At 60.8% G+C, this 17,238-nt stretch carries 18 protein-coding genes and 1 pseudogene; 5 read left to right on the top strand and 14 right to left on the bottom strand.

Going from position 1 to position 17,238, the window contains the following annotated elements:
* Positions 1 to 15: 15 nt before the first annotated feature.
* Positions 16 to 1,035 carry a DUF4917 family protein gene (locus tag JFU48_RS00515; protein ID WP_201135592.1) on the top strand — a complete coding sequence of 340 codons (1,020 nt, stop codon included), beginning with the start codon at positions 16 to 18 and terminating at the stop codon, positions 1,033 to 1,035.
* Positions 1,036 to 1,134: 99 nt separating this feature from the next.
* Here JFU48_RS00515 and JFU48_RS00520 read toward each other — a convergent pair whose 3' ends face one another.
* Positions 1,135 to 1,677: a helix-turn-helix domain-containing protein gene (locus tag JFU48_RS00520; RefSeq protein ID WP_003222480.1), complete on the bottom strand. Its 543-nt coding sequence runs from the start codon at positions 1,675 to 1,677 to the stop codon at positions 1,135 to 1,137.
* 106 nt (positions 1,678 to 1,783) lie between these two features.
* On the opposite strand from JFU48_RS00520, the gene JFU48_RS00525 reads away from it, so the two are divergent.
* Positions 1,784 to 2,566, top strand: coding sequence for an aldolase (locus JFU48_RS00525; protein ID WP_201135593.1), 783 nt, complete (start codon positions 1,784 to 1,786; stop codon positions 2,564 to 2,566).
* A gap of 25 nt (positions 2,567 to 2,591) precedes the next feature.
* Positions 2,592 to 3,426: pseudogene (locus JFU48_RS00530) on the top strand (dihydrodipicolinate synthase family protein); the annotation flags it as partial.
* A gap of 87 nt (positions 3,427 to 3,513) precedes the next feature.
* On the opposite strand, the gene JFU48_RS00535 reads toward JFU48_RS00530, so the two are convergent.
* The 5 genes from JFU48_RS00535 to JFU48_RS00555 form a co-directional block, all read right to left on the bottom strand.
* Complete coding sequence (locus JFU48_RS00535) at positions 3,514 to 4,035, bottom strand: hypothetical protein (protein ID WP_201135595.1); 522 nt, start codon at positions 4,033 to 4,035, stop codon at positions 3,514 to 3,516.
* Entirely contained in the window at positions 4,035 to 4,679 is a 645-nt protein-coding gene (locus JFU48_RS00540) for a hypothetical protein (RefSeq protein ID WP_045122715.1), read from the bottom strand. The genes JFU48_RS00535 and JFU48_RS00540 overlap by 1 nt, the downstream gene beginning before the upstream one ends.
* Positions 4,680 to 4,832: 153 nt before the next feature.
* Positions 4,833 to 5,177 carry a YegP family protein gene (locus JFU48_RS00545; RefSeq protein ID WP_003222469.1) on the bottom strand — a complete coding sequence of 115 codons (345 nt, stop codon included), beginning with the start codon at positions 5,175 to 5,177 and terminating at the stop codon, positions 4,833 to 4,835.
* Between the two features lie 195 nt (positions 5,178 to 5,372).
* Complete coding sequence (locus tag JFU48_RS00550) at positions 5,373 to 5,678, bottom strand: ribbon-helix-helix domain-containing protein (protein WP_003222468.1); 306 nt, start codon at positions 5,676 to 5,678, stop codon at positions 5,373 to 5,375.
* 13 nt (positions 5,679 to 5,691) lie between these two features.
* Positions 5,692 to 6,273, bottom strand: a complete 582-nt coding sequence (locus JFU48_RS00555) for a DJ-1/PfpI family protein (RefSeq protein WP_103485675.1) — start codon at positions 6,271 to 6,273, stop codon at positions 5,692 to 5,694.
* Between the two features lie 329 nt (positions 6,274 to 6,602).
* Between JFU48_RS00555 and JFU48_RS00560 the strand changes: the two genes are divergently transcribed.
* Positions 6,603 to 7,508, top strand: coding sequence for a DMT family transporter (locus JFU48_RS00560; RefSeq protein WP_086792057.1), 906 nt, complete (start codon positions 6,603 to 6,605; stop codon positions 7,506 to 7,508).
* 65 nt (positions 7,509 to 7,573) lie between these two features.
* Here JFU48_RS00560 and JFU48_RS00565 read toward each other — a convergent pair whose 3' ends face one another.
* From JFU48_RS00565 to JFU48_RS00580, 4 genes are all read right to left on the bottom strand, one after another.
* On the bottom strand, positions 7,574 to 8,800 hold the full coding sequence (locus tag JFU48_RS00565; protein ID WP_201135596.1) for a class I SAM-dependent methyltransferase: 1,227 nt from the start codon (positions 8,798 to 8,800) through the stop codon (positions 7,574 to 7,576).
* 267 nt (positions 8,801 to 9,067) lie between these two features.
* Positions 9,068 to 9,685, bottom strand: a complete 618-nt coding sequence (locus JFU48_RS00570; RefSeq protein WP_201135597.1) for a TPM domain-containing protein — start codon at positions 9,683 to 9,685, stop codon at positions 9,068 to 9,070.
* Between the two features lie 33 nt (positions 9,686 to 9,718).
* Positions 9,719 to 10,477, bottom strand: a complete 759-nt coding sequence (locus tag JFU48_RS00575; protein ID WP_201135598.1) for a TPM domain-containing protein — start codon at positions 10,475 to 10,477, stop codon at positions 9,719 to 9,721.
* Positions 10,478 to 10,490: 13 nt separating this feature from the next.
* Positions 10,491 to 11,099 carry a LemA family protein gene (locus JFU48_RS00580; RefSeq protein ID WP_003222455.1) on the bottom strand — a complete coding sequence of 203 codons (609 nt, stop codon included), beginning with the start codon at positions 11,097 to 11,099 and terminating at the stop codon, positions 10,491 to 10,493.
* Positions 11,100 to 11,358: 259 nt separating this feature from the next.
* Here JFU48_RS00580 and bglX point away from each other — a divergent pair, with 259 nt between their 5' ends.
* On the top strand, positions 11,359 to 13,650 hold the full coding sequence (bglX, locus tag JFU48_RS00585; RefSeq protein ID WP_201135599.1) for a beta-glucosidase BglX: 2,292 nt from the start codon (positions 11,359 to 11,361) through the stop codon (positions 13,648 to 13,650).
* Positions 13,651 to 13,791: 141 nt separating this feature from the next.
* On the opposite strand, the gene JFU48_RS00590 is transcribed toward bglX, so the two are convergent.
* The 4 genes from JFU48_RS00590 to JFU48_RS00605 all read right to left on the bottom strand — a co-directional run bounded on the left by JFU48_RS00590 (position 13,792) and on the right by JFU48_RS00605 (position 17,141).
* Positions 13,792 to 14,949 (bottom strand): phospholipase D-like domain-containing protein, encoded by a 1,158-nt coding sequence (locus JFU48_RS00590; RefSeq protein WP_003222452.1) that lies wholly within the window; start codon positions 14,947 to 14,949, stop codon positions 13,792 to 13,794.
* 1 nt (position 14,950) lies between these two features.
* Complete coding sequence (locus JFU48_RS00595) at positions 14,951 to 15,541, bottom strand: YceI family protein (RefSeq protein WP_103485669.1); 591 nt, start codon at positions 15,539 to 15,541, stop codon at positions 14,951 to 14,953.
* A 218-nt stretch (positions 15,542 to 15,759) separates the two neighbouring features.
* Positions 15,760 to 16,065 carry an amidase gene (locus tag JFU48_RS00600; protein ID WP_201135600.1) on the bottom strand — a complete coding sequence of 102 codons (306 nt, stop codon included), beginning with the start codon at positions 16,063 to 16,065 and terminating at the stop codon, positions 15,760 to 15,762.
* The gene (locus tag JFU48_RS00605; protein WP_201135601.1) at positions 16,062 to 17,141 is read right to left on the bottom strand and encodes a serine hydrolase domain-containing protein; all 1,080 of its coding nucleotides are present in this window, start codon (positions 17,139 to 17,141) and stop codon (positions 16,062 to 16,064) included. Before JFU48_RS00605 ends, JFU48_RS00600 begins: the two co-directional genes overlap by 4 nt.
* Positions 17,142 to 17,238 lie beyond the last annotated feature (97 nt).

A 17,238-nucleotide genomic window follows, 5' to 3' on the forward strand; every position in this document is an offset into this window, starting at 1 on the left:
GAGACTGCCCACGCAATGACCGATTTTCTGCAAGTCGATGCCACCCTCGAAGACTGGAGCGCCCTGCGCGTCACCGCCGACTTCAACGGTCTGCTGGTGGGCAATGGCGCCAGCCGCGCGGTGTGGGACGATTTCGGCTACGACTCGCTGTTCGAAAACGCGCGCACCGTGGAAGAGAAACCACTGAGTCCGTCGGAGCTGAGCGTGTTCGATGCGATGCAGACGCGCAGCTTCGAGCAGGTGCTCGGTGCGCTGAAAACCACCAGCCGGGTCAACAAGGCGCTGGCGGTCAGCTCGGCCGCACCGCGCAATCGCTACTACGCGATCAAGGAAGCGCTGATCAACACCGTGCATGCGGTGCACATTCCATGGCGACTGGTGCAGGCCTCGACCCTGGCGACGCTCAACGAAGAACTGGCGCGTTATCGCACGGTGTTCACCACCAATTACGACCTGCTCAGCTACTGGGCGATACAGCACCGCAGCGAGGCGATCGACGACCTGTTCAACGGCCCCGACGCCAGTTTTGATCTGAGCGAAAGCGCCAGCGTAAAACCGCGTCTGCTGTATCTGCACGGTGGTCTGCACCTGGTGCGCAATCAGGACGGCACCGCCCGCAAACTGACTTCGACCGAAGGCACCCTGCTCGGCAGTTTCGCGATCAACAACACGATCAAGACCCTCGACGACGTGCCGCTGTTCGTCAACGAAGGGCCGAGTGCGGACAAGCTGAAGACCATTCGCAGCTCGGATTATCTGTCGTTCTGCTATGAGCAGTTATTGGGCCACGCGCAGAACCTGTGCATCTTCGGGCATGCGCTGGGCGAGCAGGATGCTCACATCGTGAGGGCGCTGCGCCTGGCGAAACCGGCGAGCGTGGCCATCTCGATCTATCCGCGCAGTGCGGCGTTCATTCAGCACCAGAAGCGGCATTACGCGAAGGTGTTCGAAGGGACCGGGGTTGAGTTGCGGTTTTTTGATGCGAAGACGCATGCGTTGGGGAGTCCGAAGCTTTCGGTTCCCGTCGAGATTTGATGTAAGCAGTACTGACGCCTTCGCGAGCAAGCCCGCTCCCACCTTGGAATGCATTCCAAATGTGGGAGCGGGCTTGCTCGCGAAGCTTTTTCTGGCGGCTCATTCTTCCGAGCTGTGCACCACCACCAGCAACTGCGCCTGCACCTCGCCCACCGATCTGATCCGATGCGGTTTCTGCGCATTGAAATGCAGCGCATCGCCGCGCTCCAGCAGCACTCGCTCGTTCATGAAATCCACTTCCACCTGCCCTTCGTGGACGAACAGAAACTCTTCGCCCAAGTGCTCCTTGAAGGTCTTGTCGGTGAACTCGCTCGGCGGGTAGATGATGAACGGCAGCAGGTTGCGCTCGCTGACCTGATGCGCCAGCACCGCATACCCCGGGCTCTGATCGTTGGCCGCCAGTGACTGGCGCTCGTGGCTGCGCACCAGGCTGTAGCTGTCGAGGCTGACGTTGTCTTCGGAGAACAATTCCTCGACCTTCACGTTCAGCGCCTTCGCCAGTTTCAGCGCGGCCGCAATCGACGGGGTGTTCAACCCGCGTTCGACTTTCGACAGATAACTCTTGGTCATGCCGGATTTTTCGGCCAGCGCCTCAAGCGTTACCCCAAGTTTTTTTCTCAATAATTTCAAACGGATAGACATGCGCAGCAGTTATTCCATCAAGGAAACGACGATTCATGCTTGCTTATGACACTTTGTGTCATACAGGCTCTTTAGTGTCATTTGCAATCACCCAAAGGACACAGACATGGCCAAGACATTAGCACTACCCAAAGCGCAACTGGTCAAGCAAGCGCTGACCCAGATGCAAAACACCCTGGCGGATAATACGTGGACTGACCGGCAAAAGCTGGCGTTGACCTGCCGGATACTGTTCGAGAGCGGTCATGACTCCGGTCTGGCCGGACAGATCACCGCCCGTGGCCCGCAACCGGAGACCTATTACACTCAGCAACTGGGCCTGGGTTTCGATGAAATCACCGCGAGCAATCTGCTGCTGGTCAACGAAGACCTGGAAGTGCTCGAAGGCCACGGCATGGCCAACCCGGCCAACCGTTTCCATAGCTGGGTCTACCGCGCCCGACCGGACGTGAACTGCATCATCCACACCCATCCGACGCACATTGCTGCACTGTCGATGCTGGAAGTGCCGCTGCAGATTTCCCACATGGACCTGTGCCCGTTGTACGAGGACTGTGCGTTTCTCGAAGGCTGGCCGGGCGTGCCGGTGGGTAACGAAGAGGGCGAACTGATTGCCGGTGCACTGGGCGACAAGCGTGCGATTCTGCTGTCGCACCACGGCCAACTGTCGACCGGCAATACGATCGAAGAAGCGTGTGTCATCGCCCAACTGATCGAGCGCGCCGCCAGACTTCAGTTGCTGGCAATGGCCGCTGGCACGATCAAGCCGATCATCCCGCAACTGGGGCGCGAGGCCCATGACTGGGTGTCGAAACCCAAGCGCCACGCCGCCGCTTTCAACTACTACGCCCGGCAGAACCTGCGCCAGCACGCCGATTGCCTGAACTGATTTCAGCTTTTCAAGGAGACACCGCATGTCCAACATTCACGGCATCATCGGCTACACCATCACCCCGTTCGGCGCCAAGGGCGAAGGCCTGGATCTGCCCGCTCTCGGCCAATCGATCGATCGTCTGATCGACAGCGGCGTCCACGCCATCGCCCCGCTGGGCAGTACCGGCGAAGGCGCTTACCTGAGCGACGCCGAGTGGGATCAGGTCGCCGAGTTCAGCATCAAACACGTGGCCAAACGGGTGCCGACCATCGTCAGCGTGTCCGACCTGACCACCGCCAAAGCCGTGCGCCGCGCGCGCTTCGCCGAAGCGCATGGCGCCGACGTGGTGATGGTGCTGCCGGCCTCGTACTGGAAGCTCAGCGAGGCGGAAATCCTCGCCCATTACCGCGCCATCGGCGACAGCATCGGCGTGCCGATCATGCTCTACAACAACCCGGCCACCAGCGGCACCGACATGTCGGTCGAGCTGATTCTGCGCATCGTCAATGGCGTGGAAAACGTGACCATGGTCAAGGAGAGCACCGGCGACATTCAGCGCATGCACAAACTGCAATTGCTCGGTGAAGGCCAGGTGCCGTTCTACAACGGCTGCAATCCGCTGGCGCTGGAAGCGTTTGCCGCCGGCGCCAAAGGTTGGTGCACCGCCGCGCCGAACCTGATCCCGCAACTGAATCTGGATCTGTACGCAGCATCGCTGGCCGGCGATCTGGAGCGGGCACGTGAGGTGTTCTACCGCCAGTTGCCGCTGCTGGATTTCATCCTCAAGGGCGGCTTGCCGGCGACGATCAAGGCTGGATTGCGCGAGACGGGGGCTGGAGGTCGGCGATCCCCGGTTGCCAGTGTTCCCGGCAGACATCACCTCAAAGCGCTGCTCGACGTTTTGCGCTGATGAAAAAAATCCCGCCCGGAACACTCCGGGCGGGATTTTTCCTGCCTGTCGGTCAAAGACTGGCGGCGTGCTTCATCGCTTCACGGTGGAAGGGCTGATCCTTCAGGACCTGCGCAATGAACGTGTCAGTGATCAAGCGCACATGCTCGAACTGTCCGCCCGAGGCGTTGAAGGCGCCCCGCCAGGATTCAGTGTGATTGTGCACGGCATAGACACCCAGTATCTCCTTGCCATGGCTGAGACTGAACACCACTGTGCTGTCGAAGCTCACCGGTACCGGTACCAGGAACAGTGTGAAGGCACTCAGGAACAACTGAGGCTGAAGCGCGCCGACATCGCTGTTGGCGACTACCAGAACGTTGTAGCCATCCTCGCTTCGACCGGCGCGAACTTCGTCGAAAGTGCCGGGCCGACGCAGTTCGTCTCGCAACATCCAGCTCGGCAGACCGAGCACATTGACGCTGATCGCCGGCAGTTGCTGGCTGTAGTCGACGTCGGGGGCCTTGAGGCTGTGGGTCGCCTGACAACCCCCCAGCAACATGAGCAATCCCAGAAACAGAAGCTTGATGCGCATTAGAGTTTTCCTGACAGCATGGCTTTATAGACGGAGGCGCTGGGGCCGTTTTCTTCGCGAATGAACGGCGTGGCGGTGTCCAGATTCGGCAGGTCCAGACGCTGCAACCCCGGTACTTGCGGATATTTGGCACGAACCAGCGCCGCATCACGTTCAAGATGATCGCTGTGCAGGAACAGGCATGACAGCTGGAGACCGATCAGGCACCCGGCGCGAAAATCGCCGATGTAATAAGCCTTGCCCGCCTCGAGTTGCATGCCGATGGTGAAGTCTTCACGGCTCCACGTCACCGACTGCCCATGATCGAAACGCACGTTGTAGATCTCGTAACGACCGGGTTTGAGCGGCATCACAAACAACGTGCCGATGCCGTGATCGGTCTCGCGTACATCTCGCTCGGTTCGGGCGTAAAACTCGTTGTGCAGGCGTGCAGTGGCGAAATCATCGCTTCCACGCTTACGGATCATCAGCATTTGTTCCTTCGCCGAAAACCTCGTCTTGGGCCAGATGCCGACCACACCTACCACATAAGCCACGCCGGAATCGGCGGTTGGCTTGAGTTCATCGTCAATGTGGGTGGGTGACATGCTGTAGCAACCACTCAGGCCGAGCAGCGCCGTCAGAACAGCGAAAAAGCGAATCATCAAAGGAAAAACTCTCGCGTAAACATTGAAAAACACACGAAAGAGTATTGAACGCCGCCCCTTCCATGGATTGGTCGCGAAGGATAAGCGATGTAGTGGCACATAGCCAGAATTCAGTCGCCATTGTTTTGGCGACTGAGTCGTGGAGTTATTTCAAAGCACCGGCAACGTCTTGTCCTTGATCACTTTGCTCGGCCCGTTGGCCTTGACGCTGGCGATGCCTTTGGCGCACGCGGCGTCCGTGGAGTACGACTCGCTGCTGCCGATGATCTGATGGTTGGCGGCCTTGAGGTTGAAGTATGGGTGGCCATCCTTCGTCGATTTCTTCTCGTAGCGTTCATCCAGCGGGCTGTTGGTCTGCACCGAAGCAATGCCGTTGTCGACTGCCGCGCGAGTGGTGTAGAGCTCGCTGGTGAGAATGGTTTCAGCGTTGGCGGCCTTCAGCACAAACCTGAACTGGCCGTTGCTGCTTTTGCTCACTTCGTACCATCCGGACATGCTCGATTCTCCTTGGCGGTTGAGAGGTTTCGCGCCAGTGAGTAAAGACCAGCCCAGGATTTCTGTCGCCTGTAATGGCCTCTTCGCGAGCAAGCCCGCTCCCACATTGGTTAACGAGTGCTCACCTGTTTTTGTGATCACTGGAGATCCACTGTGGGAGCGGGCTTGCTCGCGAAGGCGTCGACCCGCAGTGGGCTATTTCACAACTGCTCGCACCACCGACAACTGCGGCTCCGTCACCCGCCGCTGACTCAGATACCGCGTGCAGCTCACCCGCAGGAAAGAGGCAAAATTCACCACCTCCCCGCGATAATCCATCACTTCTTCATACAGCTTGGCGATCAACTGGTTAGTGGTCATGCCATCGACTTCGGCGATTTCGCTGAGGATGTCCCAGAACTGGTTTTCCAGACGCAATGTCGTCACCACGCCGCAGATGCGCAGCGAGCGCGAGCGGGATTCGTAGAGAATCGGGTCGGCCTTGACGTAGAGCTCGCACATCGGCGCATCCTCGTTACAGGGTGATTTGGGTGCCAAGCAGGCCGAGGAATCCGGACAGCCAGTTCGGATGCGCCGGCCACGCCGGAGCAGTCGCCAGATTGCCTTGAACGTGGCCGTCGGTCACCGGGATATCGATGAACGTGCCACCGGCCAGGCGTACTTCCGGCGCACAGGCCGGATAGGCGCTGCATTCGCGACCTTCCAGAACGCCCGCCGCCGCGAGCAACTGCGCGCCGTGGCACACAGCGGCAATCGGCTTGCCAGCCTTGTCGAATGCTCTTACCAGCGCCAGCACCTTTTCATTCAGGCGCAGGTACTCCGGCGCACGCCCCCCGGGAATCAGCAGCGCGTCGTAATCGGCCTCGGCGACCTTGGCAAAGTCGAAGTTGAGGGCGAACAGGTGACCCGGTTTTTCGCTGTAGGTCTGGTCGCCTTCAAAGTCATGGATCGCGGTGCGCACGGTGCTACCGGATGGCTTGTCCGGGCACACGGCGTGCACGGTGTGACCGACCATTTGCAGGGCCTGGAACGGCACCATCACTTCGTAGTCTTCGACGTAATCGCCGACCAGCATCAGGATTTTTTTCGCGGCCATGGGGAGGACTCCTCTGGGAAAGGGCTTGCAGGAGTATTCAAGGTAGACCTTATCCGTTCGGGCGGGTAACAACCGGCTACTACGCCTCCCCGCCTTTGTGGCGAGGGAGCTTGCTCCCGCTGGGGCGCGAAGCGTCCCCTCGCTTTCCGTGAGTAAAGAATGCATTCAGGTTTGGCGCCTGCTGCGCAGGCGAGCGGGAGCAAGCTCCCTCGCCACAGGACTTATTCCAACTGTATGGATAACTCTGTGCCTAGCTGTAACAGCCCGACCCGCCCGGTTTATGGCTAGATGAAGCCACCTCCCTGTCACCTTCAATTCTGGTCACTCACATGTCCTCGCGCGAAAACACCGGCATGGCCCTCGGCCTGCTCGGGGTTGTGATTTTCAGCCTGACCCTGCCCTTCACGCGGATCGTGGTGCAGGAACTGCATCCGCTGCTCAACGGCCTCGGCCGGGCGCTGTTCGCGGCGATTCCGGCGGCGGCGCTGTTGTTATGGCGGCGCGAGAAGTGGCCGAGCTGGCAGCAAATCAAAGGCCTGAGCCTGGTGATCGCCGGGGTGATTCTCGGCTTTCCGGTGCTGTCGGCGTGGGCCATGCAGACCTTGCCGGCGTCCCATGGCGCACTGGTCAACGGTTTGCAGCCGCTGTGCGTGGCGCTGTATGCCGCGTGGCTGTCCCATGAGCGTCCGTCAAAAGCCTTCTGGGCCTGCGCCGCACTGGGCAGTGCGCTGGTGCTCGGTTATGCGCTTTACACCGGTGCCGGGAGCATTCAGGCCGGTGACTTGCTGATGCTCGGCGCGATTGCCGTGGGTGGTCTGGGGTATGCCGAGGGTGGCCGGTTGGCCAAGGAAATGGGCGGCTGGCAGGTGATCTGCTGGGCGCTGGTGCTGTCGACGCCGCTGCTGATCGGGCCAGTGTTGTATCTGGCGCTGCAACATCAGGGCGCGGTGTCGGCCAAGACCTGGTGGGCGTTTGGCTACGTGGCGTTGTTTTCGCAGTTTCTCGGCTTCTTCGCCTGGTACGCCGGGCTGGCGATGGGCGGGATCGCGCGGGTCAGTCAGATCCAGTTGCTGCAGATCTTCTTCACCATCGCGTTTTCGGCGCTGTTCTTTGGCGAACATGTCGAGCCGATCACCTGGGTGTTTGCCTGCGGGGTGATCGCAACGGTGATGCTCGGGCGCAAGACCGCCATCAAACCCCATGTGGGAGCGAGCCTGCTCGCGAAGGGGCCATAACAGCCAGCAGCATCCTTGGCTGGCAGTCCGCCTTCGCGAGCAGGCTCGCTCCCACAAGGTCAAGGTCAGGCCAGGTAACCGTCGGCGCGCAGCAGGGTTTCCAGACAGTGCTCGCTGATGTTGTAGAACGCCTTCAACTCAGCAATCTTCACCAGCAACTGAGCCGGGTCCACCGGCTCGGCGCGTTTCACCGCGAGAATCATCTTGTTCTTGTTGGTGTGTTCCAGCGAGATGAACTCGAACACTTTGGTCTCGTAACCGCAGGCTTCGAGGAAAAGCGCGCGCAGGCTGTCGGTGACCATTTCCGCCTGTTGCCCCAGGTGCAGACCGTATTGCAGCATCGGTTTGAGCAACGCCGGGCTCTGGATCTGCAGGCGAATCTGTTTGTGGCAGCACGGCGAGCACATGATGATCGACGCGCCGGAACGGATGCCGGTGTGGATTGCGTAGTCGGTGGCGATGTCGCAGGCATGCAGGGCGATCATCACGTCCAGTTCGCTCGGCGCCACGCTGCGCACGTCACCGCACTTGAACACCAGCCCCGGGTGCTCGAGTTTCGCCGCGGCGGCGTTGCACAGGTTGACCATCTCGTCACGCAACTCGACGCCGGTGACTTCGCCTTCGGCCTTGAGCGTGTTGCGCAGGTAATCGTGAATCGCGAACGTCAGGTAGCCCTTGCCCGAACCGAAATCAGCAACCCGCACCGGTTTGTCCAGCGCCAGCGGTGACGAGGTCAGGGCGTGGCTGAAGACTTCGATGAATTTGTTGATCTGCTTCCACTTGCGCGACATCGCCGGGATCAGCTCGTGTTGCGCGTTGGTCACGCCCAGGTCCTTGAGGAACGGCCGGCTCAGGTCCAGAAAGCGGTTTTTCTCACGGTTGTGCTCGGCGGACGGCGCTTCACGCAATTGCTGAGGTTTGCTCTTGAACAGTGAACTCTTGCCCTTTTTGCTGTATTCGAGCTGGGCTTCGTCGGTCACGGTCAGCAAATGCGCATTCTTGAACGCCGCCGGCAACAACTCGGCAATCACCGCCACGCCTTCGCTCAGCGGCAGATTCTTGGTGATGTCGCGGGTCTTGTAGCGATAGACAAACGACAGGTTTGGCTGCGCCTTGACCGTCACCGCCTTGATGATGATCCGCTGCAGATCCGCCTCTTCACCCACGTACTTGGCCAGCACCAGTTTGATGAAGCCGTTGTGTTCGAGGCTGGTTTGCAGCAGCTCGATGAACTGGGCGTGATGGTCTGGCGCGGGTTTGGCAGACGGCGCGGATGGGGCGGTAACGGACATGAACAAGCGGCCTCGGGCGGGGCGAAACGGGAATGGCGGGTATTTTAGGGGGATGGGGGTTGGGGACACGTTCTTATTTACCCAACGGCACAAGAACCCAGTACACCGGGCTTCTGTGGCGAGGGAGCTTGCTCCCGCTCGGCTGCGCAGCAGTCGTTAAAACAGGCGATTACTAACCAGACAAACCGCGTTTACCGGGTTCAGGGCCGCTTCGCGCCCCAGCGGGAGCAAGCTCCCTCGCCACAGGGGATGACTGCGGCCAGAGAATCAACCCAACACAATCAACCGATTGGGCAATTCATTCCTCACCTGCGTCACCGGCACATGCACCTTGAGCAGTTCACCGCACGCCTCGATGCAGGTCACGAACCCCTCAAGCGTGCGCCCCTGCCGCACTTGCTCGGTGAACGCGACGACAATCGCGTCCCAGCTTTTGTTGTCCAGCCGCCGGGAAATCCCCTCGTCCACCAGAATCTCCACGTAGCGTTCGGCCTCGCAGACAAAGATCAGCATGCCGGTGCTACCCACGGTGTGGTGCAGGTTCTGCTCAAGGAACTGGCGCCGCGCCAGGTTCGACGCACGCCAGTGGCGCACACGGCGCGGGATCAGATGGGTGGTGACTTGCGGCAGACGAAACAGCAGGCACAGAACAATGAACAGCCCCCACTGCACCAGCAACAGGCTGTGCATGGTCAGCCAGCCGCTCAGGTAATGGACGATGCCCGGCACCAGCAGCGCCAACAGGCTGGCCCACAGCAACGGGATGTACGCGTAGTCATCGGCGCGGGCCGCCAGCACGGTCACCAGTTCGGCGTCGGTGTCGCGCTCGACCCGGGCGATCGCCTCGGCGACTTTGCGTTGTTCGTGTTCGCTCAGTAATGCCATGTCGAAAAATGCCTGATCATTATTGTTGTGTGTTCACCAGCCGCCGGACGAACCACCGCCGCCGAAACTGCCCCCGCCGCCGCTGAAGCCCCCGCCCCCGCCTCCACCGCCGCCGCCAAATCCACCACCGCCGAAACCGCCCCCACCGCCGGAGCCGCCACGGCCGGCGGGAAGGATACCGAGCATCTGGCAGACAAACACGGTCAGGATGAACAACACCACCAGAAAAACAAACAACAGCGGATGGCGCGAGACAAAATCGCTTTGCGGATCGCCGCTCGACTCATACACCGTCGAGGGCTCGTCCAGCGGGTTGCCGCCGAGCACCACCAGCATCGCCGCCACGCCGTCGCTGATGCCCTTGCTGAAATTGCCGGTCTTGAATGCCGGGGTGATCACTTGATGGATGATCACCGAGGTCTGCGCATCGGTCAGCCGATCTTCCAGCCCGTAACCGACTTCAATGCGCAGCTTGCGCTCATCACGGGCGACGATCAGCAGCGCGCCGTTGTTCTTGTCTTTCTGGCCGATGCCCCAGTGCCGGCCCAGTTGCACGCCGTAATCCTCGATGGTGGTGCCCTGCAGATCAGGCACCGTGACCACCACCAGTTGCTCGCCGGTCGCTTGCTCGTGAGCCTGCAACTGCTGGCTCAACTGGGCGCGCACCGAGGGCTCGATCATCTGCGCCTCGTCCACCACCCGCCCGCTCAGCGCCGGGAACGTCAACTCGGCCCGGGCGCTGACGGTGAACAGCCAGAGCATCAGCACCAGGCCAATCTTCAACAAACGCATGGGCAACCTCGAATCAGAACTTCACTTCCGGGGCCTTTTCCGCACCGGGGGTGGTGGCTTCGAAGGTTTCGCGAATCGGCAGATCGCTGTACATCACGCTGTGCCAGAGGCGACCGGGAAATGTGCGGATCTCGGTGTTGTACTTCTGCACCGCCAGAATGAAATCGCGCCGCGCCACGGCGATCCGGTTTTCCGTGCCTTCGAGCTGCGATTGCAGGGCAAGGAAGTTCTGGTTGGCCTTGAGGTCCGGGTAGCGCTCGGAGACCACCATCAATCGGCTGAGCGCACCGCTCAACTGATCCTGGGCCTGCTGGAACTGCTTGAGCTTTTCCGGGTTGTCGAGGGTGCTGGCATCGACCTGGATCGAAGTTGCCTTGGCCCGCGCCTCGACCACTGCAGTCAGGGTTGCCTCTTCATGCTTGGCATAGCCTCTGACGGTTTCCACCAGATTGGGAATCAGGTCGGCACGACGCTGGTACTGATTCTGTACCTGGCCCCAGGCCGCTTTCGCCTGTTCGTCGAGGGTCGGAATGTTGTTGATGCCGCACGCGGTCAACAGCGTTGCCATCAGCAACAGCGTGGCGACCTGCAAACGCGAGCGGTAGGTTGGACTGACATTCATCAAAGTGATGCTCCCTGGCGTATTTCATAAAAAACCGACCGTGAAACCTTCTGCATCGGCGGTTCGGGCATAATCGGCGGCGCCACTGGATTGCAACGGGCCGATGGGCTAAAAAGAGGCCCTGCGCAAACGCTGCCGAAGGTCGGTGGGCGTTTTTTGGCTCGGTCATTTTGAGCCTGCACCCGAACAACAATAGTCGCTCCCTAACTTTTGGCTGGCCGGCATTGCATTGCCGCTTGGGCCCTTGAGAAAAATATTCATGAAGAAGCTGTGTTTGCTGGGCCTGTTCGTCAGCCTGGCCAGTCATCAAGTATTGGCCGCCACGACCCCGGTACCCCTGGAAAACAAGGACGCGTTCATCAGCAATCTGATGAAACAAATGACCCTCGATGAAAAGATCGGCCAGTTGCGCCTGATCAGCATCGGCCCGGAAATGCCCCGCGAACTGATCCGCAAAGAGATCGCCGCCGGCAATATCGGCGGTACGTTCAACTCGATCACCCGCCCGGAAAACCGTCCGATGCAGGACGCGGCGATGCGCAGTCGCCTGAAGATTCCGATGTTTTTTGCGTACGACGTGATCCACGGTCACCGTACGATTTTCCCGATTCCGCTGGCCCTGGCATCGAGCTGGGACATGGACGCCATCGGTCGGTCCGGGCGCGTTGCCGCCAAAGAGGCTGCATCTGACAGCCTCGACATCACCTTCGCGCCGATGGTCGACATCTCCCGCGATCCGCGCTGGGGCCGCAGCTCCGAAGGCTTCGGTGAAGACACCTACCTGACCTCGCGCATCGCCAAAGTGATGGTCAAGGCCTACCAGGGCGACACGCCGAGCGCGGCTGACAGCATCATGGCCAGCGTCAAGCACTTCGCCCTGTATGGCGCGGTCGAGGGCGGTCGCGACTACAACGTCGTCGACATGAGCCCGGTGAAGATGTACCAGGACTATCTGCCACCGTACCGCGCGGCGATCGACGCCGGTGCCGGCGGGGTGATGGTGGCGTTGAACTCGATCAACGGCATCCCGGCCACCGCCAATACCTGGCTGATGAACGATCTGCTGCGCAAGGACTGGGGCTTCAAGGGCCTGGCCGTCAGCGACCACGGGGCGATCTTCGAGCTGATCAAGCACGGTGTAGCCGCCGACGGCCGTGAAGCGGCGAAACTGGCGATCAAGGCCGGCATCGACATGAGCATGAACGACACCCTGTACGGCAAAGAGCTGCCGGGGCTGCTCAAGTCCGGCGAGATCGAACAGAAAGACATCGATAACGCGGTGCGCGAAGTGCTCGCCGCCAAGTACGACATGGGCCTGTTCAAGGACCCGTACCTGCGTATCGGCAAGGCCGAGGATGATCCGGCGGACACCTACGCCGACAGTCGTCTGCACCGCGCCGACGCGCGTGACGTCGCGCGTCGCAGCCTGGTGCTGCTGAAGAACCAGAACGACACGCTGCCGCTGAAGAAAACCGCGAAAGTCGCGCTGGTCGGCCCATTGGCCAAGGCTCCGATCGACATGATGGGCAGTTGGGCCGCCGCCGGTAAGCCGGCGCAATCGGTCACGCTGTTCGACGGCATGAGCTCGGTGATTGGCGACAAGGCCAACCTGATCTACGCCCGTGGCGCGAACATCACCAGCGACAAGAAAGTGCTGGATTACCTGAACTTCCTCAACTTCGACGCCCCGGAAGTGGTCGATGACCCACGCCCGGCCAACGTGTTGATCGACGAAGCGGTGAAGGCAGCCAAGGACGCTGACGTGATCGTCGCCGCCGTTGGCGAGTCCCGTGGCATGTCCCACGAATCCTCGAGCCGCACCGACCTGAACATCCCGGAAAACCAGCGCGAGCTGATCCGCGCATTGAAAGCTACCGGCAAACCGTTGGTACTGGTGCTGATGAACGGCCGTCCGCTGACCATCCTCGAAGAGAACCAGTCGGCTGATGCGATTCTGGAAACCTGGTTCAGCGGCACCGAGGGCGGCAACGCCATCGCTGATGTGCTGTTCGGCGACTACAACCCGTCGGGCAAACTGCCGGTGACCTTCCCGCGTTCGGTGGGCCAGATACCGACCTACTACAACCACCTGAGCATTGGCCGGCCGTTCACACCGGGCAAACCGGGCAACTACACCTCGCAGTATTTCGATGACACCACCGGGCCGCTGTTCCCGTTCGGTTACGGCTTGAGCTACACCCAATTCGCCCTGAGCGACATGGCGCTGTCCTCGACCACCCTGAACAAGACCGGCAAGCTCGACGCCAGTGTCACCTTGAAAAACACCGGTCAGCGCGACGGCGAAACCGTGGTGCAGCTGTACATTCAGGACGTCACCGGCTCAATCATCCGCCCGGTGAAAGAACTGAAGAACTTCCAGAAAATCATGCTCAAGGCCGGCGAACAGAAAGTCGTGCACTTCACCATCACCGAGGATGACCTGAAGTTCTACAACGCCCAGCTCAAGTACGCGGCCGAGCCTGGAAAGTTCAACGTGCAGATTGGCCTGGATTCGCAGGATGTGACGCAGCAGAGCTTTGAGTTGCTGTAATTATTCAGGTAACACATAAACCCTGTGGGAGGGGGCTTGCTCCCGAAGGCGGTGTATCAGCTACCTATATGCTGAATGACACTCCGCCTTCGGGAGCAAGCCCCCTCCCACATTAGATTTCCGTAATTTTCGAAATTGGCGTTATCCACGCCGATCGAGAATGTTGACCACCACCCGATCCACCCAGCCCCAGATCCTCTGCTTCACCCGCCGCCACAACGGCCGGCGCTGCCACTCCTCCAGACTGACCTGCTGGCTGAGACCGAAATCCTTCTCGAAACTCTGCACCACCGCTGCCGTCAACGACGGGTCCAGCGCCTCCAGATTCGCCTCCAGATTGAAGCGCAGGTTCCAGTGATCGAAGTTGCACGATCCGATACTCACCCACTCGTCCACCAACACCATTTTCAGATGCAGGAAGCACGGCTGGTATTCGAAGATCTGCACCCCGGCCTTGAGCAGGCGCGGGTAGTAGCGATGGCCGGCGTAACGCACCGACGGGTGATCGGTGCGCGGCCCGGTCAGCAGTAACCGGACGTCGACACCGCGAGCAGCGGCCTTGCGCAGCGAGCGGCGGATGTTCCAGGTCGGCAGGAAATACGGGGTGGCCATCCAGATGCGTTTTTGCCCGCTGTTGAGGGCGCGGAACAGTGATTGCAGAATGTCACGATGCTGGCGCGCGTCGGCGTAGGCCACACGGCCCATGCCCTCGCCCATGTCCGGCACCTTGGGCAAGCGTGGCAGGCCGACATGCGCCGACGGTTTCCAGGCCCGGCGATGGCGGTTGGCGATCCATTGGCGGTCGAACAATATCTGCCAGTCGAGCACCAGCGGGCCGCTGATTTCCACCATCACTTCATGCCATTCGCTGCTGTCCTGCTCCGGCGTCCAGAATTCATCGGTCGCACCGGTGCCGCCGACGAACGCCAGACGCTGGTCGACCAGCAGCAGTTTGCGGTGATCGCGATAGAAGTTGCCGACCCAGCGCCGCCAGCTCAGGCGATTGTAGAACCGCAACTCGACCCCGGCCTGAATCAGGCGCTGACGCAGGTGCAGGGTAAACGCGAGGCTGCCGTAGTCATCGAACAGGCAGCGCACCCGCACACCGCGCTCGGCGGCCTGCACCAGCGCCTGCACCACGGCTTCGGCACAGGCGCCCGCCTCGACCAGATACAACTCCAGCTCGACCTGTTCCTCGGCGCGGGCAATCTCCACCAGCATGCGCGGGAAGAATTGTGGGCCGTCGATCAACAGCTCGAAGCGGTTGCCGTCCCGCCATGGGAACACCGCGCCGCGCATGTCAGCGCGCCGTGAAAATCAGCACCGCACCCACCGGCACCGACAGACTGATGGCCGAAAGACCGGCCAGGTTGCGCAGAGTTTCCAAACCCGGCACCAGGTCGAAATCCTCGGCGTTGATCACCAGCGGCTCCAGCGTCACCACTTGAAAACGTCGGTCATCGAGACGGGTGGCCAACAACTCTGCCGGGTATTCATGTTGCTTGCCGTGCAGGTTGACGGTCAGCGGCAAGCGCAATTCCAGTTGCGCGCCGGGGGCCAGATCGTTGATCGGGCGCAGGTCGATCCGGGTGCTGATGGTCGCTTCGGGGAATTGCTCGATCTGGAACAGTTCCTTGCGCATGCGCTCGTCGCGCAGCGGGATGCCGCTGTTGATCGACTCCAGTTCGACTTCAACCTCGGCCCGACCGCTGGGGTCGACCTTACCGTGCAACACCAGAAAGCGCTGCACCTCGGAAATGTGGGCGTTTTTCGTGCTGACAAACGATAGCCGCGACGACTCGCCATCCAGATACCAGTTGGCCTGCGCCGGCAGCGCGGCGGCGGCCAGCAGCAGACTGGCGAAGGCTTTATAGAGGGAGCGGTTGAACATTGAATACTCGTGGGGGCGATAAACCTGCACGAACCTTAACCGCCCACGCCGTTATTGCAAACTGATCGCCGCAAATCTATCGATTGGTGAAAATCCCTGTGGGAGCGGGCTTGCTCGCGAAGGCGGTGAATCAGTCAACACAAATGCTGAATGGCACACCGTATTCGCGAGCAAGCCCGCTCCCACAGGGTTGTTCATTGACTGAAGGATCGAGGATTTCAGGGATTGAGGCGGCAACCCTGCCGTTCACTCAACCACTGCGCACTATTGCTGCGGCCCATGCCGCTGACGGTGATGGTTTTGCTCGCGCTGTCATCGGTAAAGCGGCTGGTCGGCAGCCACTGTTTCACATAGCCGCGGCAATATTCGGCGTCGTTGTTCATCACATAACGACACGAACAATATTCCTTGGCGGTGTACGCGCTGATGATATCGGGGAAGGCCCACAGGTTGTCCCGCTCGAGCCAGATCCAGCAGATGAGCACGATCAGCACCAGCAGCAGCGTCCGTTTCAACAGTTTCATGGCTGCACCGCCTTGAGCACGCGCTTGAGCAGTTCGTTGTGGCGATAGCTGCCGTCGCGATCATCGGCGTAACGCACGATCACCAGTTTCTCGCTGGGGATCACATACAGAGCCTGCCCCCAATGCCCAAGGGCGGCGAAGGTGTCGGGCGGCGCGTCGGGCCACGGCGCGGCGGCAGCAGCCACCGGGCGATTGAGCCACCATTGGCCGCCGGGCACCGCTTCGTCCTGATGCGCCTTGTAGCCGGCGAAAGGAGTGCGGTTGAAGGCGACCCAATCCTGGGGCAGCAATTGCCGGTCACCCCAACGTCCATCGCGCTGCATCAACAGGCCAACCCGCGCCAGATCCCGCGCCGTGAGATACGCGTAAGAAGAGGCGACAAACGTGCCGCCGGCATCGGTTTCCCACACGGCGTGGCGGATGCCCAGCGGCTCGAACAGCGCCGTCCACGGATAGTCGGGATAACGCTGGGGGCCAACCATGGCTTTCAACGCAGCGGCCAACAGATTGCTGTCGCCACTGGAGTAACGGAACGCCTGCCCCGGCGGCGCGTAGGCGTCGTGATCGGCGGTGAATCCTGGCATGTCGCGGTGCCCACGGGTGTAGAGCATCGCTACCACCGAGGATTTCAGCGGCGCGTATTCGTAGTCTTCCTGCCAGTCCAGCCCGGAGGCCCAATGCAGCAGATCCGCCACGGTGATCGCCGGGTATTTTTCCAGCGCCGGATAAAACGTCGAGACCGGATCATCCAGTTTGAACAGACCTTCGCCATACGCCACGCCAAGCACCGTGGCCATCAGGCTTTTGCTGATCGACCAGGTCAGGTGCGGGGTCTCGGCACGGGTCGGGCCGGCGTAGCGTTCGTAGATCAACTGACCGTCGCGGATGATCAGCAAGGCGTCGGTGCGGATGCCTTGGCGGGTGGTGTCGTCGCGAGGCGGGAAGGCGTAAGTTTCCAATGCCTCGACCGCGGCGCCGCTGATTTTTGCGCCAGTCGGCCATTGTTCATCGGGCCATTGCTCGGCCTGAACCGTGAAGCTGACCAGCAGCAGAAACAGGAACAGGCCTTTGCACATGGTGAGGGCTCTTGGGGGAGAACCTGCTGAGGGTAGTCGGGGTTTATGACAGGGGTGTGGTGATTTTGCGGCCGCCTTCGCGAGCAAGCCCGCTCCC

Origin of the sequence: Pseudomonas sp. TH49, assembly GCF_016650625.1 — a bacterium.
GTDB lineage: Bacteria > Pseudomonadota > Gammaproteobacteria > Pseudomonadales > Pseudomonadaceae > Aquipseudomonas > Aquipseudomonas fluorescens_H.